Origin of the sequence: Chryseolinea serpens (assembly GCF_900129725.1) — a bacterium.
In the GTDB taxonomy this organism is placed as follows: domain Bacteria; phylum Bacteroidota; class Bacteroidia; order Cytophagales; family Cyclobacteriaceae; genus Chryseolinea; species Chryseolinea serpens.
Genome location: NZ_FQWQ01000005.1, coordinates 291,891 through 311,578, shown reverse-complemented (window position 1 = coordinate 311,578; position 19,688 = coordinate 291,891). Strand labels below are relative to the sequence as shown.

16 protein-coding genes are annotated in these 19,688 nt (G+C 52.5%); 9 read left to right on the top strand and 7 right to left on the bottom strand.

Features of this window, described 5'->3' with window-relative positions:
- The first annotated feature begins 12 nt into the window (after positions 1-12).
- Both BUB30_RS29360 and BUB30_RS29355 read left to right on the top strand, forming a co-directional pair.
- A complete protein-coding gene (locus BUB30_RS29360) occupies positions 13-363 on the top strand; it encodes an MmcQ/YjbR family DNA-binding protein (protein WP_073141793.1) in 351 nt (116 codons plus the stop codon).
- A gap of 59 nt (positions 364-422) precedes the next feature.
- On the top strand, positions 423-1,187 hold the full coding sequence (locus BUB30_RS29355) for a hypothetical protein (RefSeq protein WP_073141791.1): 765 nt from the start codon (positions 423-425) through the stop codon (positions 1,185-1,187).
- A 186-nt stretch (positions 1,188-1,373) separates the two neighbouring features.
- Here the strand turns inward: BUB30_RS29355 and BUB30_RS29350 are convergent, their stop codons facing one another.
- Positions 1,374-2,168 (bottom strand): cupin domain-containing protein, encoded by a 795-nt coding sequence (locus tag BUB30_RS29350; RefSeq protein WP_084138460.1) that lies wholly within the window; start codon positions 2,166-2,168, stop codon positions 1,374-1,376.
- Between the two features lie 78 nt (positions 2,169-2,246).
- Between BUB30_RS29350 and BUB30_RS29345 the strand changes: the two genes are divergently transcribed.
- Entirely contained in the window at positions 2,247-3,254 is a 1,008-nt protein-coding gene (locus BUB30_RS29345; RefSeq protein ID WP_073141789.1) for a helix-turn-helix transcriptional regulator, read from the top strand.
- A 425-nt stretch (positions 3,255-3,679) separates the two neighbouring features.
- Here the strand turns inward: BUB30_RS29345 and BUB30_RS29340 are convergent, their stop codons facing one another.
- On the bottom strand, positions 3,680-6,049 hold the full coding sequence (locus tag BUB30_RS29340; protein WP_073141787.1) for an ABC transporter permease: 2,370 nt from the start codon (positions 6,047-6,049) through the stop codon (positions 3,680-3,682).
- 65 nt (positions 6,050-6,114) lie between these two features.
- Positions 6,115-7,401, bottom strand: coding sequence for a hypothetical protein (locus BUB30_RS29335; protein ID WP_143165134.1), 1,287 nt, complete (start codon positions 7,399-7,401; stop codon positions 6,115-6,117).
- Between the two features lie 117 nt (positions 7,402-7,518).
- Between BUB30_RS29335 and BUB30_RS29330 the strand changes: the two genes are divergently transcribed.
- From BUB30_RS29330 to BUB30_RS29320, 3 genes are all read left to right on the top strand, one after another.
- Positions 7,519-8,358, top strand: a complete 840-nt coding sequence (locus BUB30_RS29330) for an alpha/beta fold hydrolase (protein WP_073141784.1) — start codon at positions 7,519-7,521, stop codon at positions 8,356-8,358.
- 62 nt (positions 8,359-8,420) lie between these two features.
- The gene (locus BUB30_RS29325) at positions 8,421-9,065 is read left to right on the top strand and encodes a 3-keto-alpha-glucoside-1,2-lyase-like domain-containing protein (RefSeq protein WP_073141782.1); all 645 of its coding nucleotides are present in this window, start codon (positions 8,421-8,423) and stop codon (positions 9,063-9,065) included.
- A 163-nt stretch (positions 9,066-9,228) separates the two neighbouring features.
- Complete coding sequence (locus BUB30_RS29320) at positions 9,229-9,768, top strand: methyltransferase (RefSeq protein WP_143165133.1); 540 nt, start codon at positions 9,229-9,231, stop codon at positions 9,766-9,768.
- 2 nt (positions 9,769-9,770) lie between these two features.
- On the opposite strand, the gene BUB30_RS29315 is transcribed toward BUB30_RS29320, so the two are convergent.
- Positions 9,771-10,778 (bottom strand): zinc-dependent alcohol dehydrogenase family protein, encoded by a 1,008-nt coding sequence (locus BUB30_RS29315; protein WP_073141779.1) that lies wholly within the window; start codon positions 10,776-10,778, stop codon positions 9,771-9,773.
- Between the two features lie 206 nt (positions 10,779-10,984).
- Between BUB30_RS29315 and BUB30_RS29310 the strand changes: the two genes are divergently transcribed.
- Positions 10,985-11,362 carry a winged helix-turn-helix transcriptional regulator gene (locus tag BUB30_RS29310; RefSeq protein ID WP_073142460.1) on the top strand — a complete coding sequence of 126 codons (378 nt, stop codon included), beginning with the start codon at positions 10,985-10,987 and terminating at the stop codon, positions 11,360-11,362.
- 53 nt (positions 11,363-11,415) lie between these two features.
- Here the strand turns inward: BUB30_RS29310 and BUB30_RS29305 are convergent, their stop codons facing one another.
- The 3 genes from BUB30_RS29305 to BUB30_RS29295 form a co-directional block, all read right to left on the bottom strand.
- Positions 11,416-13,854: an ABC transporter permease gene (locus tag BUB30_RS29305; RefSeq protein ID WP_073141777.1), complete on the bottom strand. Its 2,439-nt coding sequence runs from the start codon at positions 13,852-13,854 to the stop codon at positions 11,416-11,418.
- A 59-nt stretch (positions 13,855-13,913) separates the two neighbouring features.
- Positions 13,914-14,585, bottom strand: a complete 672-nt coding sequence (locus tag BUB30_RS29300; RefSeq protein ID WP_143165132.1) for a GIN domain-containing protein — start codon at positions 14,583-14,585, stop codon at positions 13,914-13,916.
- A gap of 131 nt (positions 14,586-14,716) precedes the next feature.
- The gene (locus BUB30_RS29295) at positions 14,717-18,379 is read right to left on the bottom strand and encodes a chemotaxis protein CheB (protein WP_084138459.1); all 3,663 of its coding nucleotides are present in this window, start codon (positions 18,377-18,379) and stop codon (positions 14,717-14,719) included.
- A 69-nt stretch (positions 18,380-18,448) separates the two neighbouring features.
- Here BUB30_RS29295 and BUB30_RS29290 point away from each other — a divergent pair, with 69 nt between their 5' ends.
- On the top strand, positions 18,449-18,847 hold the full coding sequence (locus tag BUB30_RS29290; protein WP_073141774.1) for a response regulator: 399 nt from the start codon (positions 18,449-18,451) through the stop codon (positions 18,845-18,847).
- 68 nt (positions 18,848-18,915) lie between these two features.
- Positions 18,916-19,686, top strand: coding sequence for an ABC transporter ATP-binding protein (locus BUB30_RS29285; RefSeq protein WP_073141773.1), 771 nt, complete (start codon positions 18,916-18,918; stop codon positions 19,684-19,686).
- Positions 19,687-19,688: the final 2 nt, after the last annotated feature.

Below are 19,688 nucleotides of genomic sequence, written 5' to 3'. Positions count from 1 at the left end.
TTATATTGAACCATGGTAACCCTGCAAGAAGTAGAGACCTGGGCCCTGGCCCTGCCCGAAGCCGAGCAACAGCCACACTTTGAAAAAGCTTCGTTCCGGGTAAAGAAAAAGATCTTTGCTACGTTGGATACGGCTAAGAAAAAAGCCGTTGTCAAGCTGTCGGCTGTCGACCAATCCGTTTTCTCGAAGTATGATCCCGCCGTCATCTATCCCGTGCCCGGTGCGTGGGGCAAGCAGGGGTGGACGGCCATCGAGCTCAATAAAGTTCGCAAGACAATGTTTAAGGATGCGCTGTATACATCCTATGCCAATGTTGCGCCGAAAGCCTTGGCGGAGCAAGTGAACAAGCGACGTTCGTTGTAGGCTATTTTTTAAAACGGGGCTTCCAACGAATCGTCGTTTTACCGGGTCTATTGTTCAGCATGAAAAAAATAATCCCCCTCTTTATTCTACTCACCGGTCTCTTCACACAATGCGAAGATCATGATGCCACACCGTCGCCGGAAAAAAAGTCACGCGCGGAGAGGATGTCCTATGGAGAACGCTCCTATCGTGTCCTGGGCTATAACGACAGCGGACAGATCGGCACCATACGACAAGGCCTGATCGACCAGGGCGACTCGACGGAAACGGTGTACTCCATTCGTTATGACCATGAGCAGATCGCGAAGATCATTCGCGAGGATCACACAGAAATGTATGAGTTCATCTACAAAGAATCGCGGCTGACCGAGACACTGGAATACACCAACGACCAAATAACCCAAATGCATTTCTTCGACTATGACGACCAAGGCTGGGTGAAGACCTGGATCACCCTGCAGGGTTCGCCGGAAGCGGGATTCACGCCGGCGATCAAGCGGGGATATGAATATGATGGTCGGGGGAATGCTGTGAAGATGGAGTATTACGAATATCAACGCGATGTGTTGGATTTTGTCCGCCGCTCCACGACGACGTATGAGAGTTTTGACGACAAGAAAAATTCGGCGGCGTTGTTCTTGAATTTTTATCACCCCTATCATGTGCTCTTTCAAAATAATCCGGCTACGTGGCGAATAAAGAATGAGAATGGTTCGGAAGGGGCAACGCACTATGAATATGTTTACAACGAAGAAGGGTATGTGACGCACCAGCGGGAAGTGTCGGGAGAGATGGAGGTGCGGTTTTATTTTTCGAAGGATTGATCTTACACAATAGATGAGACTGCTATCGTCTGAGAAATCTCATGCTTGATCTGGGCTAATGCCCTTTGTTGTGGTGATGCACTAACCCCAGCCTAAAGGCTGGGGTTATTAAATTCTGTTATAGTTGGCACAACTCAGCTGCACAATGCTCTTTGGCTTGTACCACTGCACGCTTCGCCCGTCGTTCTACTTGAAGTACTTATAGAGCTCCCGGTCCTCGCCTCTCCATTGCGCGATTTTTGCGAAGGCATTGATCAGTGGTTCCTGAAACCATCCCGGCAATCCTTGAAGATATGTTTCGCTGTAGCCTAAGAGTAATGCCATGTGCCAGGGATTTTTGGTCATGTCGTTTTTGAGGAGGCCGTCGTTGATCAGGCCATAGGCGACCCGGAGTGTTTTTTCGAGACCGGAAGCAGGGGTGATCTTCACCAGCAACACCGACTTTTCGTCTCTTGTGTTCTGGAAAAAATGCATGTCCTCACGCGTGGCTCGGGCCGATTGCCCTTTGTCGATCACGATCTCGCTTCCGTTGTGTCCAATCTTAACCTGGCCCTCCACGACCGTAAACTCTTCCGTAAAGGTTTTGTGATAGTGCCATTCATTGCCACCCCGCGGTTCGAGCTCAACCTGTACCAATTCATAAGCGCCATTCGTTTCGCCTCCGGTTTTTACGAACGTCGCCGAATAGTTGCCTTCCGTGTTGTAGATCGTCCGTTCCAGGTTGGTCCCTACACTGTTATCCAAAGGCGGGAGAAAAGCTGCAAAGAGCACAATGGCCAAATAGGCCGCCGAGACCAAAAACAAGACAAATCCAAAAATGGCGTAGAACAACTTTGCCACCACCCAGCCCTTTACGCGCCAGATTCTGACAATACCCACCGGGTAAAATAGCAGGGACAACAAAAACTTCCATTTTTCCGTTTTTAGAAGCATTTCGGCTTTTTTTAGAGGGTTGCCTGCAGGAACGATCAAGTCTTTCATATGATTTTAAAATTTCATCAAAGGTCTTTGATGCCCGCCCTGCCCGCGTTAGGATAAACGGATTTTGATTTAGGAAAAATGGATAAAATCGACACCGCCAACTGGAACAACTACTTCGACACCGCAGAAGTGGCCATACTTCATGCCAGTGAAAGATACTCCGAGACCTTGAGCTCGTTTAAAGAACCGGGGCTGGCTTCCGGGAAAGTACACGCCGTGGCAACACCCGGCATGGTGCTCACTGAGTTTTGCCTGCAAGCCAATAATCCTTTTCAGCTCTTGGACACCGAACCGAAAGAAGCTGCCGAGTCGGTGTTTATTTTAAACGGCGATGTAGAGTCACACTTTCCCTATTTGAAGGACCCGGTCTATTTCAATAGTCAACATCACAACCTGCAATACAGCACCCAGTTTGCGGGCAATCACATTATCCATACGGGAAATTTTCATGCGCTCACCATAACCTATGACCTTCCTTATCTGAATGGTCTCTTGCAGTGCCATGAGAATGGGTCGCTCGAGGCGTTAAGCAAAAACCTTTACAAAAAAGAAAACTTCCTGGCGGCTAATCACCCGGTGGGCTGGGACAGTCAAATCGCAGAAGTGATTCAGTCGATACGGCATTGTCAATTTCAAGGACCTACACGCTATATTTTCCTGGAGAGCAAAATGCTGGAGCTGTTTGTTTTACAAATGGAACACCTGCATGCCCTGCAAACGGCATCCGGAAAGGAATCCTGGAGAAGGGAAGACAAGGAAAAAATGCTCGCCGTAAAGGAATATATCGAGCGCTCGTATCTGGAGCCGTTAACGCTGAAGGAGCTGACCTATGCGTTTGGACTCAATGAATTTAAGCTTAAGAAAGGCTACAGGCATTTCTTCAATACGACGGTCTTCGGGCACATTCTGCAGCTCAGAATGCAAAAGGCGCAACACCTTTTGAGCGAACACCAGATGACAATTTCGGAAGTGGCGCAGTTCGTGGGTTATAATAATACCGGGAGTTTCTCTTATGAGTATAAGAAGAGATTCGGCCATAGTCCGAGCCAGGTCAGAAACTCTTCTTCTCTCGTTTCGCTACACTGATCACGCATTCAAAGAAGTCCCGGCTCATAGAATCGATCCCCACCTTGGTCAGGGCTAAAGCCCTTTGTGAGAATAGTGCGCTAACCTCAGCCTAAAGGTCTAGTCTATGCACACCTCTTTCGAAGAGAAGAGCACAAATAAATAACCCCGGACTTTAGTCCGGGGCACACAAGCCACGGCCAATCACGGGCTTTAGCCCTGACAACGCCGATGATTGGGCGGACGATACATCATAGAGGGGGAAAGTCAGGGCTAAAGCCCGTCGTAAATAGGTGTCTGTACCCCCGGACTAAAGTCCGGGGTTATTCAAGATATCACATAGCACATTGTGTTTCGAACAATAACTTTGCTTACACCTTCTCTCCTTCGCCGTTGTTGGTGTTCTTCACCAACAAACTTCGCTGGGTATCGCTTCGATTTTCCTGTCAATTTTCATTCAGCGTCTTCGCTGGGTTGGCTTGGGCGGAGAACAGGGCCTGGGTGCCTACGATGGCGAGGGCAAAGAGAAGGGCTGCTGCTCCCGTGAGCGGGAAGATCCAAAGGGGGATGTCGATGTGATAGGAATACCGTTGCAAGAATTCATTGAGCATCCACCAGGCAAAGGGACAGGATAGCGCAAACGCAAGAAGGACCAGCTTTGAAAAATCTTTCGATAGCAAAGCCACAATGCTCGACACGGAGGCGCCCAACACTTTGCGAATGCCGATCTCTTTGGTGCGCTGCTCGGCAATGAAAGAGGCCAGTCCGAAAAGTCCCAGGCCGGTCACGGCGAGGGCCAGCAGGGCAAACAGGTTTGCGAGCTTGCCGGTGAGGGTGATGTCGGTAAATTTCTTTTGAAATTCGGCATCCACAAATTTGAACTCGAACGGATAGGCGGGGCTATAATTTTTGAAGACGGCCTCAACACTTTTTAAGGAGGCTTCTATGTCTTTCGTTTTGTCGAGCCGCACGGTGATGACGTTGAACCAGGTCGGTATAAATTCAACGAACATCGGGCCAACCGTTTCGTAGGCCGAGCCCATCACCGTGTTCTCCACAACGCCAATCAATTTGCGTTTGCGACCCTGACCCAGGTCGAGTTCCTGTCCGATGGGATCTTTTAGCCCCATCGCCTCCAGCGCTGCCCGGTTGATAACGATCGATGCCGTATCCCCGGGAAAGTCTTCCGAGAAATCGCGGCCCATGAGTACGTTGATGCCCATAGTTTTTGTGAAATCGTATTCAGTGGCGAGGTCGCAGAAAATAAGTTTTTGGTCGGCAGACTGTCCGGGCCAGCCCAGAAAACTCCAGCTATTGGGATTGGTGATCGGAAAATTGGATCGGGTCACACTCGCCACCACGCCCGATTGCAGGAGCGCCTGTTTGAACGGCTGATAGCTTTTCGCCAGGTCGGCATTCACCTGGAAGGTGACGAGGCTCTCGCGATCATATCCAATGTCGCGTCCCTTCACGTGTTGGATTTGCCGGTACACCACCAGCGTTCCCAGGATCAGCAAAATGGAGAACCCAAATTGCAGTGTCACCAACACTTTGCGCGGTGTGCCGCTGCTTTTGCCGATCTGCGCCTTGCCTTTCAACACCATGGCCGGTTGAAACGAAGAGAGATAAAAAGCGGGGTAACTTCCGGCGACGATGCCCGTGAAAAAAGTGATCGTGCCCGCAAAGATCCAAAACGACGCTTGACCATAAGGGATCGACAGCTCTTTTTGCACCAGCGCGTTGTAGGCCGGCAACAGCAGTTCGGCCAGCAACACCGAGATCACAAAAGCGATCAGGGCAATGGCAAACGACTCGGCCAAAAACTGGAACACCAGGTCATGTCGTCGCGAACCCACACTTTTTCGAATGCCCACTTCGCGTGCACGGCGCTCGGACCGGGCCGTGGCCAGATTCATAAAATTAATACAGGCAATCACCAGGATGAAGATCGCGATCAGCGAAAACATTTGAACATACTCTATCCGCCCACCGGCTGTTTTGCCATTCTCAAAGTGGTCGTACAACCTCCACTCCAACAGGGGAAATAAAAAGAACGTGTGCTTCACGTCACTCTTCAGATTCCGGTCGCCCAGGTCGCCGATCACTTGCTCCACATCTGCACGAGACTCAGGATCGCGCAACTCTACATATACTGGATACGAATAATTACCCCAATTGCTGCGCACGTTGCTCCTGTCGGGTGAATGGTTCTCATACAATCTCCAGGGCAACAGGCAGTCGAATTGAAGGGAGGAATTTACCGGGATATTATTCATCACGCCGGTCACTTTTTGCTGATATTTATTGTCCACCAACACCAATTGATTGATGGGATCCGCATCGCCAAAGAGCGCCTTGGCCACTGCCTCCGAGATCACGAGCGAGCCTTCGTCCAGCAAAACTTTGTCGCGGTTGCCCTTCAACAAGGGGAATTCAAACATCTTCAGGAATTCGGGCGTCACATGGCGGCCTTGCTTGCGGATGGATTTTTCGCCCACACTCAGCAGGTGATCCGAACCCCAGTCGGCGAGCGCGGTGTTTGCCACGCGCGGGTCGGAAGTCTTAATGCCTTCGTAAGCGGCAGCCGGCGCGGCGCCCCAGGTGTGGAGGGTGCCATCGTAGTTCACGTTGGCCATCACCTGGTAGATGCGGTCTGCCTTGGGATGAAAGCGGTCGTATGACGTTTCGTCGTAAACCCACAACAGGATGAGGATGGTGCTGGTCAGGCCCATGGAGAGGCCTGCAATGTTGATGGCGGCATAGACCTTGTTTTTGCGCAGGCTACGCAGCGTGACGAGGATGTAGTTTCGGATCATGGGCGCGGTAGTTTAGATAGCTACCGGCTTTTTCCAAAAGGTGACAGATTTGCAAAAAAATAATTTTATTGGTCAAATTCGTCCGCATAGACGATGGTGCCCGTTTCATTCTTCAAACGCACGAAATCTACTGCGGCGGGCGTATTGAAGGTGAACGTGAGCCCGACAATCTTCCCATAGTCCTGCTTATACTTTATATGTTCCACCGCCACGTCATTCAAAAAAATGGTAGCGTTCCGGTTGTGATTTTCGATCCGCAACGTCTGCCACTCCTTCAGCAAATTCGTTCCCATCGCGGAAAGATCATGGTCGTTGCCTCCCTTATAAACCTCTCCCATCCCCACACCGAGGTTGCTCACGCATCCCTTTATGGTGATGGGTATGAAACAAATTCCTTCTTCGCACACGATCATGATCTCCGCATTCGGGCAAGCCTGGCTCAACAGGCTGTCACTCCGCAGGCGGGTTTCCAGCACAAAGTTGTTGCTGGTCACATTTTCAAAATCGCGGCTGTTATAATACCGGTAAATGAAATTTTTCTGAACGTCGATTCCAGCCGCCTTCAGATCACCCTCCGTGGTCTGCAACAGGCCGTCGTGCTTCAAACGGCGGCGGTCCAGGTACACCGGGTGCGTATCCAAGGGGTCGTAGCGCAAGGCGGCAAACCACCCGTCGCTCTTGATGTGCACCCGCTCGGTGGCCACTACCGAATCGCCTACCATGAGCCGGGCATGATGAAACCCGGGCGTATAGTAGATGGCCGTAAAATGATTTTTCGTTGGATCGATCGGTGTTTTGTCGCGAGGGTTCCACGATTTCTGTATAAAAAAACTGTCGGCTTCGATGTTGCTCACGTCATAGTTGAAGATGACCGTGTTGGGCACGCCTTGCGTCACGGTCTTGTCGGCCCGAAAAGGAATGACCGCCGGCAATTTTAATTTCTTTTTTCCCAGCCCAAATCCAAGGATCGCGATCACACCGGCAGCAACAATGGCCAGGCCGAGCGCCACGTAGAACCGCATGCTCATTTTTTGTTTCGCTGCGAGTGGCTCGGAGGGGAGCGCATCAACGAGGGTTGCCGCATTTGCTTTTTTGAACGACGGCCAGTCGGCAAAATCCAAGGCGCTCGCCAGGGCATCCAAGGTGGTGGGATGGGGCTCCTGGGCGAAGTCGTCTTTCCACACGCGTTTCAGCGTGGAGATACTGAGGCGCACTTTTGATTTTTGTTCGATGTGATCGGCCAGGTATTCCAGGTCGCGCTGCTTCACTTTGCCATCGCCGTTGCCCAGCATCAGTTTTTTTTCGACGAGTGTCCGGTAGAGAACAATATAGTCTTTTTCGGAAGCGGGCATCTGGTGTTTTTTTTTAATGAACGCGGATTGACTGCGAAAAGATCGCAAATTGATCCCGAATCCTCCACACCAAACCTGGAATATTGCGTTCTAACATCAACCTAAAAAAACCATTGCATGAAACTCACCGCTTGCCTGCTCATCCTCTTGGGATGCGTAACGTCCATCCAAGGTCAGAACATTCCCTATGGCGACAATCCCAAGACCGGAAAATATGTACAATCGGGCGACGCCCGGATCTATTATGAGGTCTATGGCGAAGGCCCCCCGCTTTTGTTGTTGCACGGCGGCTACTACGGCTATATCAGCGAATACGAACAGTACTACCCCGACCTCACAAAAAATTTTAAAGTCATCGCCGTCGCCACCCGCGGACACGGACGGTCAGAGATCGGGCACACACCCCTGACCTACAAATTATTTGCACAGGACGCGATCACGGTGTTGAAAAATGAGAAGATCGACAAAGCGCTGGTCATGGGTTTTAGCGACGGCGCCATCACGGGCAACATCCTGGCCGCTGAATATCCTCAGCAGGTGATCAAACTCGTGAGCATGGCCGGTACACTGAATAGCACCAACGGACGCCCCGAGGCTTTAGAATACCTCTGGACCATGACCGGTAAGAACGAGGAGCAAAACCTTCCCCAATTTTTGAAAGATCGCAAAAAGATCATGCCCGAACCCCAACGGTTTGCCGAATGGGTAGACATGCTGAAGAATGCCTGGATGGAACCCGTCTGGTTGTCGGAACAAAAAGCAGCGACCATAAAATGCCCGGTGCTCATCGTGGCCGGCGATCGTGATGACTACACGCGCACCGAGGCGTTTGTGGCCATGTACAAGCTTCTCCCCAACGCGCAACTCCTCATGTTGCCCAACAGTGGTCACGTGTCGCTCATCCAAAATCCGGCGATGCTCCGGGATTTTATCATTCCCTTCCTGAAGGCACCCTAACTATCCTTTGTCACATCCCTGAAAACAGGTAGATAAAGTTCAACCAAAAAAAAAATTTCATCATGAAAATCAAGACGTTTTATACCAGTCTCTTCGCAGCGCTGATCGCTGTCTCATCGTTTGGTCAGGGGAAAATTATCAAGCTCAGCACATCCGAAAAGGACTATGACATGAAAAACGCCACCCTGGCACCATACGCCGGCGAGGGCATTAGCGGCGTGCAACTGACCACCCCAAACCAAAAAAGTGGCGTCGCCTGGCTGAAAGGCAAGACGTTTACGGAAGGCGTCATCGAATTCGATGTCATGGGTGCCAACAACCCCGGGGCCAGTTTTGTGGGCATCGCCTTCCACGCCCAGAACGACAGCACCTACGATTGCATCTATTTCCGTCCGTTTAATTTCGTGGCCCCCAAACAAGAAAACCGCGACCACATGGTCCAGTACATCAGCATGCCCGAAAACGACTGGTATACCCTCCGCGAAAAACGCACGGGCGAATTTGAGAAGGAAATAAAGAACGCGCCCAACCCCGACAAATGGTTCCACGCCCGCATCGAGGTGAAGGGCGACGCCATCCGGGTATTTGTCAACCACAATCCAACGCCAGCCCTGGTGGTAAACAAGTTGAATGCCCATCACGACGGGAAAATAGGGTTATGGGTCGGATCCAACTCTTTTGGCCGCTTTGCCAATCTGAAATTTTAGACGCACATCGCACGCGTGTCAAAACGTGATAAGCCAAAACTTATCACGTTTTTTATTTTAACCTGGGTAAATACTTATAACTTTCGTTCATCGTTTAAATTTCGACGGTTTTACTTTGACGCCACCGCCAAAAAAACGAAACTTAAGTATCCAAACACTCCCCGTGGAACTGTCTCTAGCCATCCGGTTGATTGAAAAAGGAATACCTCCGTCTTCCAACAGCCAGACTTGGATGGACCTTGGTGCAGGGAAAGGCCTCTTCACCAACGCCCTCGCGGCGCTGCTCCCGCCCCACAGCACAGTCTATGCCATCGACAAAGATCCCACCGCCCTGAGAAGCCTGACGCTTGGCAACGCGGTAATCACCTTAAAGAAATTACAAAAGGATTTTGTCAGCTACGACCTCGATGCCATTGTGGCGAATGGCGTGCTCATGGCCAATGCGCTGCATTATGTATCCAACAAGATCGTGTTCCTGCGACAACTGAAGAAGCACTTTACCTCCGGCAGCAGACTGATCGTGGTGGAGTACGACACCGACCGGGCCAATGCCTGGGTGCCCTACCCCATCCGTTACGCGTCGCTGCAGCCCTTGCTGGAGCAAAGTGGTTTTCATGCGGTGACGAAAATGGACGAAACACCCTCCATCTTCAACAACAACCTGATCTACTCCGCCGTGGCCGTGTACGGCGACGATCGCTAAAATCAAATCGTCACGACGATCTTTCCCACAAACGATCCGCTCTCCATGTGGCGGAAAGCCTCTTGTGTTTTTTCAATCGGGTAGATCGTATCGATCACAGGCTTCAGTTTTGTGCTGTCGACAGCGCGCGCCATGTTCTCGAAGCTTCCGCGGCTGCCCACCGACAAGCCTTGCACGCGCAGACAGGCGTTGACCATTCTAAAAAAGTCGATGGGCAACGTTGCGCCCGTGATAAAACCAACCAACCCAACATAGCCATGCATGCGAAGCGCCAGCAAGGACTTCCCGATGGTTTCCGCTCCACCTACATCCAACGTGGCCTCTACACCTTCGCCGCCCGTCAGGCGCAACACTTCCTCGTGCCAGGCGGGGTTGGTTTTGTAGTTGATCACCTCGTCGGCGCCCAGGGCTTTTAATTTTTCCAGTTTGGCGTCGGCGCTGGAGGTGGCGATGACGCGCGCGCCCACGGCTTTGGCAAACTGCAGGGCAAAGATGGAGACACCACCCGTTCCTTGCGTGAGCACGGTGTGGCCGGTGGTGACTTGACCCTGCTCGATCAACCCAGTCCAGGCCGTGAGTGCGGCGATGGGAAGCGTGGAAGCTTCCACGGCCGTGAGGGAATCGGGAATGCGCACCAGCCCATCCTCGGGAAAGACGGCGTATTCTGCCAGCGAACCCTGCGTTGCCTGACCAGCCTGACTGTGCGCCATGGCCCATGTTCGTTTGCCGGCCAGCCATTTTTGGTAGTAGTGTACCATCACCCGGTCGCCTTTTTTGAACCGTGTGACCGCATCGCCGACCCTTTCAACGACGCCGGCCCCATCCGACACCGGGATGCGGGGAAGCACTAATGCCGGATTGTACAATCCCTTGGTCACGGCAAGGTCGACATAGTTCAGGGAGACGGCCTCTACTTTGATGAGCACCTCGCCGGGTGCAGGCTCCGGTGTCTTCGCTTCTACCAGCTGCAGATTTTCGAGACCGAATTTCGTTAGATGAATGGCTTTCATAAAAATGTGTTGTTTTATGAAGCAAAACTGGGTCGGTCTCCGTTCATCATCAAGTATGCACTTTTTGGTAACCTGCGCACCAAAAGGATAGCAATGCTGAGTACCAGCGAGAAAAAAATCAAAGAATTTTGAAATTTTCCAGGAACAGCAGGGGTTTCGAAAGCATGACCACGCCCAATATGATCGCACACAAAAATCTTCCCAGCATGAAAACCGAGGTAAAAGAAATGATGGAGCAGTGTTCCGTAGACTACGCTTTTCAGCGGATCGGTGGCAAATACAAGGGCCGCATCCTTTGGCACCTGAGTCAAAAAACGCGTCGCTATGGAGAGCTTCGAAAGGGCCTCATCGGCGTGACCCCGAAAATGTTGACGCAGGCCTTGCGTGAGCTGGAAGACGACGGTCTCATCACCCGGCACGAATACGCCGAACTCCCTCCCCGCGTGGAATACACCCTTGCGCCAGACGGGCACGACCTGGTCCCTTTCATTGCCCTGCTGAGCGGATGGGCGAAAAATCAGATGCGAAAGCGCGGCGTGCCCATTCTCACAAAACATGCGGAAGACATGGACTATTGCGTCTGACCGGTTTTCGATTTCACCGGGAGACGCCTGGAGCATCTCCCGGTGACAAATGATCATTCATATTTTAGCGCGTTCACGGGATTCATCCGCGCCGTTTTCAGGCTGTGAAAGGCCACCGTGAAGAACGAAAAGACCAACGCCGTCAGCGCGACCCCTACGAACGTGAAGACATTCAGCGAGGTTTGATAGGCAAAGTTGCCCATCCATTTCTCGATCACGTAATAGGCCAGCGGCACGATGATGACGGCCGCCGTCAGGATGAGGTACATCACATCTTTGTACAACAGGAAAATAATATGCGGCACCGAGGCGCCATGCACCTTGCGGACGCCGATCTCTTTGGTGCGTTGCGCAGCCGTGAAGGCGGACAGCCCCAACAATCCCAGCAACGAAATGAACATGCAGATGTAGGCCAGGTTGGACAGCAACGTGTGCTGGACTTCGTCTTCCTTGTATTGGGCGTTGAAGCGTTCGTCGAGGAAGAAATATTCGTAGGGGTGGTTCGGGTCGAATTCCGCCCATTTCTTTTTGATGTAGGCCATGGTCTCGGGCAGGTTTTCGCCTTTCACACGCAAGTGCAGCCAACCGCCTTCGGTGTCGACCTTCACGATGATCAACGGCTCGATGGCATTGTGTAATGAATTGAAATTAAAATCTTTCACCACCCCAATGATGTGACCATCTTTCTCGGCGTGGAACCACTTCAGCTTCCTGCCGATGGGACCTTGTCGATCCGTGGAGTCCTTGCCCCAGCCCATCAGCTTCACGGCGGCTTCGTTCGCAATAAATACATCGCTCACATCCGCCTTGGGTCCGGTCTGAAAGTCCCTGCCATCCACGAGCGTAATGCCCATGGTTTTCAGATAATCGTCGCCCACGAACATGCCCGTGAACCGCTGCTGCGTCATGCCTTCTTTCGATTCGGCCATCATCACGGAGCCACCGTCTACGTTCATGCCTGGGATGCTATACGATGTGGTCGCGGCCGTGATATTGGGGTTTTGAAGAAATTCATTTTTGATACCCGTCAGCTGGTGCTGCACCAGCGTGTCGAGGATGGGCAACACCACCACATTTTCTTTGTTGAATCCCAATTCGCGCGACCGCATGAAGTCGATCTGGTCTTGCATGAAGAGCGTGCACACGACCACAAAGATCGAGATGGCAAACTGCGTGGTGATCAACACGCGCCGCAGCACGTGGCTCGACTTCCGGTTTTTAAAGGCGCCCTTCAGGGCCGTGATCGTGGGAATGCCCGGCAGGTAGAACGCGGGATACAATCCCGAAATGATGCCGATGCCCAATGCAATGCCGATGGATCCAAACAACAACAACGGGTTGTGCAGAAAATCGGGCGACAGGTTTTTGCCTACCAGGGTGTTGAACGATGTTCCTTTCAGTACGAAAAACACCAACCCGATGGCCAACACCAGAGAGAGCATTGACAAGAAAACGGATTCCATCAAAAAGGAGAAAACCAACGCGCGCTTGGAGGAGCCCAGCGTCTTCTTCATAGCGATCTCGCCAGCGCGGTTCACCGATTTGGCTGTCGACAAATTCATGTAGTTGATGCAGGCCAGCAAAATGATGAAGATGCCGATGCCTGTGAAGGCATAGAGATAGGCCTTGTTGCCATGGGGCTCGTCGGCCTGGAGGGTGGAGTTAAAGTGAATGTCCGCCAGCGGTTCGAGGATGGGTGTGTATTTGCCTCCCACCTGGTCGCCGAACGACTTGAAATATTTCGTATAGATGGCCGGGAACTTGGCCATGAAATCTTTTGGGTTGTAGTGGTCGGGCATCAACAGATACGTGTACACATCGGGATTCCAAAACGCTTCCGACTTCACCGCGCCGTTTTCGATCACCCACTCACGGTCTACCAGGCGCGAGAGCAGGATGTCGAATTTCAGGTGGGTGTTTTCCGGAACGTCTTCGATCACGGCCGTCACTTTCCAGGGCGTGCCATCGAGGATGAGGCTTTTGTCGAGCGGGTTGTCGTCGCCAAAATAGCGCTTGGCCGTCGATTCGGTGACGACGAGCGTCCGCAGATCACGCAGACACGTCTTCGGATCGCCGGCGATAAATTTGTGGGTGAAGACCTGGAAGTAGGTGGAGTCTGTGCGCACGATGTTCTCTTCGTAAAACGCTTTCTCTTCACCGTCCTTGGGTTCGTATTTCAACAGGGTGCGATCCCAACTGTTGGCCCGTACGACTTCCTGCACTTCGGGGAACTCTGCTTTGAGGATGGCACCCAACTCGCGCGCCGAGCGTGCGCTCCGGCCATCCACGCCCGTTGCTTGCAGGTGACCGCCCAGCCGGTAGATGCGTTTGTAGTTGGCGTGATACTTATCGTAGGAAAGATCGTTTTGCAGGATCAACAATAAAATAATGCTAACAGCAATGCCCAGCGCCAGGCCGAGCATGTTGAGGATCGAAAAGAATTTGTCTTTCAGAAAAACTCTTGCCGAGAACCGGAGTTGATTGCGGATCATATTTTTTATGGGGTAAGGTTAAAGGATCATGCTGATGATACCGCGCAGGATGGGGTTGGTTACAACGCCGGAAACAGGGAATACCGGCTGGCCACCCGGCCGCCGCCGCTGATCTGTGAAGAAACCTGGGGATCGCCTTCATACAAAATGTTGCCGCCACCGATAATTTTTCCCTCCAGCGCCTCGTGAACCTGCAGCATCACTTCGCCCCCTCCAACGATCAATATGCTCGCCTTTTCCGACATCAGGTTCAACGCTTCCACGGTGCCGCCGCCACTCACGCGGCCAAAGAGATTTTGTACGTGCGACTTCTCCTCGAATTTTATGCGGCCGCCGCCGGTAATGCTCGTCTCCAGGTCTGCGCCCAGGTTGCCATCGATTACTTGTACATAGCCACCGCCATTCAGTGAAATTTTTCGGAGGATGGGCAACTGGATACAGATCTCTACATTACCATCGTCGGCATTTTTTTCATCGACGTGCACGGTCAGCGTCGTGCCGCTGACGGACGTTTTTATTTTGTCGATCCATGCCGCATCGGCCTTGATCGCGACCCCGGCAGTTTTGCATTCGTGGATCTGCACCACGGTGTGGTCGGACGTTTCCAGCACCACATTCTCAAAGAATTTGACGGAACGGGCCTGCTTCACCGGTTGTCCTACGGCTTTTTGAATGCCCTCGGTCAGGTAGAGAAGGGCGATCAGGGCGAGGATTCTGAAGAGGGTGGTCATGGGGCGTTGTTTGTCGCGCGAAGCCACTCAAGAACAATGCCGGCCGGCAAAACCGCGTTTTTTGTTTCTCCATGAGGGTTTTGTGACCACGGCGCTGATCAGATTTGAACAGTAAAGTGTACGTTCCTGCTCTACCGCGCGCCGATGCTGGATTGGGGTGTGATGGGCAGGATCACCCGGAAGGTGGCTCCCTTGTTCACCTCGCTCCGGGCAAAGATGTGGCCGCCATGGTTCTCCACGATCTTTCGGGCAATAGCCAACCCGATGCCTGTACCTTCAAAGTTCCGGCCATGCAGCCGCTGGAAGATGCCGAAGATCTTTTCACTGTACTCGTTCTCGAACCCAATGCCGTTGTCGCTCACTTCCACGCAGGTGAAGTTCTCGGGAGAAATACCCAGCATTTCCACATACTCCGGGCTCACGGGTTTTTGTCCGATGCTGATGACCGGCGGATGGGGGCCCGCAAATTTCAGCGCATTGCTAATGAGGTTTTGGAATACCTGCCGCATCTGCCCGGGCACGGCATCGATATACGGCAGGTCGCCGATCGTGATCACCGCCTTCTTATCGCGGATGGAAACTTCAAGGTCGCCACAAATTTCCTTCACCAGCGCCTTGAGATCGGTCGTCTCTTTCACGATGCCGTTGTTGGAGAGCTTCGAAAGCGTGAGCACATCGTCGATGAGGTACTGCATGCGGTTGGAGGCGTTTATCATTTTGTCGAAATAGCCGGTTTCAGTTTCTGAGAGTTTACCGTTGATCTTGGATTGCAACAAATTTCCAAACGCCTGGATCTTGCGCAGGGGCTCTTTCAAATCGTGCGACGCCACAGAGGCAAATTGCAGCAGATCGAAATTGGAGCGTTCCAGTTGAATGTTGCTTTCGGAAAGTTTTTGAGAAGTGATCTCGAGGTCTTCGTAGTTGCGCGCGATGATGTCGGCATCTTTTTTCCGTTTGGTGATGTCCGTATAGGTAGTCACCACGCCGTCGAGCATTTTCACCACGGTGGTGTCGTACCATTTGTCGGTGGCCTCCTGGTAAAATTCGAGGCGCACGGGCACGCCGGTCTCCACCACGTTCACGTACATGTCGAAATAGGTCTTGTCGTTGTTGAACATGCGCAACAGTTTTTGACCCGCCAACGAGCCGGGTTTTACTTTGAACATTTTCTCGGCGGCCTCATTCACGGCCAGGTATTCGAAGTCCACGATCTTTCTTTGCTTGTCGCGAACGGCGCGCTTGGCGGCAATGCCGCTGGTTGAACTTTTGAAGATCCCCTGGATGATGCCATCGAGCCGCTTGATCTGTGAAATGTCGATGAAATTGATCACCACGCCATCGATGCTCTTGTCGCGTCGCACGTAGGGACTTAGCCGCATCAGGTAGAAATGATGATCGGTCGTCTCGATCTCTTTCGCCACCAATTCGCCCGTGGCAATGACTTTCCGGATCTGATCGATCATGTCCACGCTGGGGATGTTGGTCGTGATGTCCACCAGGGAGCGGCCGATGTCGGCGTCTATAAAATTGACCATGCGCCGCGAGGACGGGCTGAACTTCCGGATCACCATTTTGCGGTCGACCAGGATCTGCCCGATGTCGGAGTTATTGAAATAGTTGTTCAGGTCGTCGTTGAGTTCATACAGTTCCTGGATCTTCGACTGGTGTTCGGCGCTGACGGTGTGCAACTCTTCGTTCAGCGATTGGAGTTCTTCGTTGGTGCTTTGCAGTTCCTCGTTGGTGGAGATCATCTCCTCGTTGTTGGCCTGCATTTCTTCGTTGGCCGTTTCCAGTTCTTCGATCACGGCCTGGAGATTTTCACGGGTGTCGATCAGTTCGCGTTCCAGTTCGGTGATGCGGTCCAGGTCGCCGGCCAGAGCCGGATCGATGGTTTTCATGGCGCGGGGTTCCACGTGGTCTTCTTCCAGGACCACGGAGAGGAAAGGCTCTTGAAATTCCTTTTGCGTGAGATAGGGCTTCACGATAATATTGACAAAGCGCGGCGACGACTCGTGGTGAACCGTCACGCGTCTCAGCACACTTTTCTCGTTCAACGCGATGGCACGACGCACGGTCACGCCCAGGGCCACGGCCAGGTCTGGCGCCACCAACTTCAGCAAATTGAAATTGAAGATGTCGTCCGGGAAGTGCAGAAAATTCTTATAGCTGCCCACCGCTTGCTTCACTTTGAATTCGCGGTCAATGATGAGGGCCACGATCTTCCGGTCTTCCAGCAGCGTGTCTTTCAGGATCTCGGCCATGTTGGATTGCGGGTTGCGCGCATGGGTTGGGACTTGAGGAAATGCGGACCTTTCCAGCGGCACCAGCATCGTCTCGCCGTCGGACAGCGCTACTTTGGTGGTGCATTGGTAGAGTTTCCATTTACGGTTCAGCTCGAGCATGGCCTCCTTCAAGGGTCCGATGTTCTCGCTGGGACCCAGCATTAAATAGCCATCCATCTTCAAAGCGAAATGAAATTTCTTCAACGCCCTGCGCTGCAACACCGGGTTGATGTAGATGAACATGTTGCGGCAAAGGATGAGGTCGATGTGGCTGAACGGGTGGTCCTTCAACAGATCGTGATTGGCAAACACCACATGTTTACGCAACTCCGGCGCCACGCGATAGGATTTTCCTTCTTCGATAAAATATTTCTTCAACAACGCGGGTGGCACATCACGCGCGATACCTTCGTTATACACGCCACGCGAAGCCGTTTCCAAGGCGTCGGCGTCGATGTCGGTGGCAAAGATCTTCAGGTTGGAAGGCAGCACGCCGGTCTTCTCCATGCATTCGCGGAACAGCATTCCCACCGTGTAGGCTTCCTCACCGCTGCTGCAGGCGGCCACCCAGACTTTTATAGTGTCTTCTGCCGACTTCTTTGAAAGAATGTTGGGGATGGCTTGCGTGCGCAAACACTCGAAGGCATCGCCGTCGCGAAAAAATTTCGTGACGTTGATCAGGAATTCACGTCCGAGGATCTTCAGCTCGTCATCGTTCTCCCGGATATACTGGCGATAGGATTCGAGATCGACCGCTCCCACCTCCGACATGCGTTTGGCCAGTCGGCGCAACAGCGTGGGCCGCTTGTATTGATTGAAGTCGTGTTTTGTATTCTTGTGGAGGAGTTCCAACAACTCACGCAGGCTTTTTTCATCCTGCCGGTTCATGCTGTGAAACGATTGCACGAGCGGCTCGTCCCGAATGAACTCCAGCAATTCTTCGCCGATCATTTCGGGCGGCACGATCAGGTCTGCATAGCCGGTGGCGATGGCGCTGTTGGGCATGCCGTCGAAGGCGGCGGTTAATGGGTCTTGCACGATCACGATCCCGCCACGACGCTTGATGGCCTCGATGCCTTTTGACCCATCGGTACCGGTGCCCGAAAGCACGACACCCACGGCCCGGTCACCAACGTCTTCGGCCAAGGACGCAAAAAAGATATCCACGGCGGTGTTGGGGCCCGTTCCCTTTAGCTTCTCGACAAGACGAAGCTTTTGGTTCTCGACCGTCATTAATTTCTTGCTGGGGATCACGTAGATGCAATCCGGTTCGATCTCGCAACCATCGACGGCCTCGCGCACCCGCATGGCGGTATGCTTCGAGAGCAGATCGGCCATGAGACTTTTATAGTCGGGCGATAAATGCTGGACCACCACATAGGAAAAGCCCGTGTTGGCGGGCAGGTAATCGAACAGGTCGTGAAGCGCCTCCATGCCACCGGCCGAAGCGCCGATGCCAACAATTTTCGGGTCCGAAAGTTTTGTTTCCGCGACCTCCTTCATTTTAGCCATATCGGGAGAAGAATTACTCAAAATAAAATTTACATTTGGTGTACTTAAATTCTGTGCCAACCCGCTTTTGTGGATCCGCTGAAAATACTTTTGGTTGAAGACGATCAGGACGACGTCGAACTCATGGAAGACGTGCTCCGTGAAAAGGGGGTGCACTTCACACTGGACGTTATAAAGCAGGGCGACAAAGTGATTTCATTTCTCAAAATGGGTAAAAATTTCCCCAACGTTATCCTCCTCGACCTGAACATCCCCAAGCTCCACGGCCGCGATGTGCTGGCCCGTCTGAAGGCCGACGACGACCTGCGACATATTCCCGTGGTGATCCTCACCACCTCCTCCACCCCCGCCGAAAAAGAATACTGTCTCAAGGCCGGCGCCCATCAATTCCTCACCAAGCCCACCACCGTCGACGGTTTTGATTCCAGCATCCGCACCATCCTGGCGGTGGCCACGAAGCCGACCTAGCGTTGGCGGTGAGCCGGAAATTCAAATAATGCGTATACTTGTAATACACGCTAACTTCCTTTTCCCCTATGGAAAACTCCGTGATCGTCGCCCGGAACCTGTCGAAAACCTATACCGAGACCGTTCTAAAAAACATCGACCTCACCATCCGCCAAGGTGAGATCATCGGCTACATCGGGCCCAACGGGGCCGGCAAAAGCACCACCATCAAGATCCTGACCGGCATCATTCCCGACTTTGACGGCGACGTGACGGTGTTGGGGCTGGACATCCGCAAGCAACCCGTGGAGGTAAAAAAACAGATCGGCTACATTCCTGAGAACGCCGCACTCTACGACACACTCACACCGTTGGAATATTTGTATTTCATCGGCCAGCTCTACAAGATGGACCTGACCGTGGTCGATAAAAAAGCCAAAGACCTGCTGGAGCTTTTCGAACTCAGCGAACACCGCGACTCGCGCATGACCACCTTCTCCAAGGGCATGCGGCAAAAAGTACTGCTCATCGCCGGCATGATCCACAACCCCGCGTTGCTCTTCCTGGACGAACCGCTGTCGGGTCTGGATGCCAACGCGGTCATCCTGGTCAAGGAAATTCTTTCGCAGCTCAAACACGCCGGCAAGACCATCTTTTATAGTTCACACCTCATGGACGTGGTGGAAAAGATCTCCGACCGCATCATCATCATCAACAAAGGCGAGATGATCGCCAACGGCACCTTCGCCGAACTGAACGCCCAGGCCACCGGCTCGCTTGAAAAAATATTTACCGACCTCACGGGCAACCGCGAACACGCCTCCGCCGCAGGTCACTTTATCGACGTGTTGAAAAGTTAATG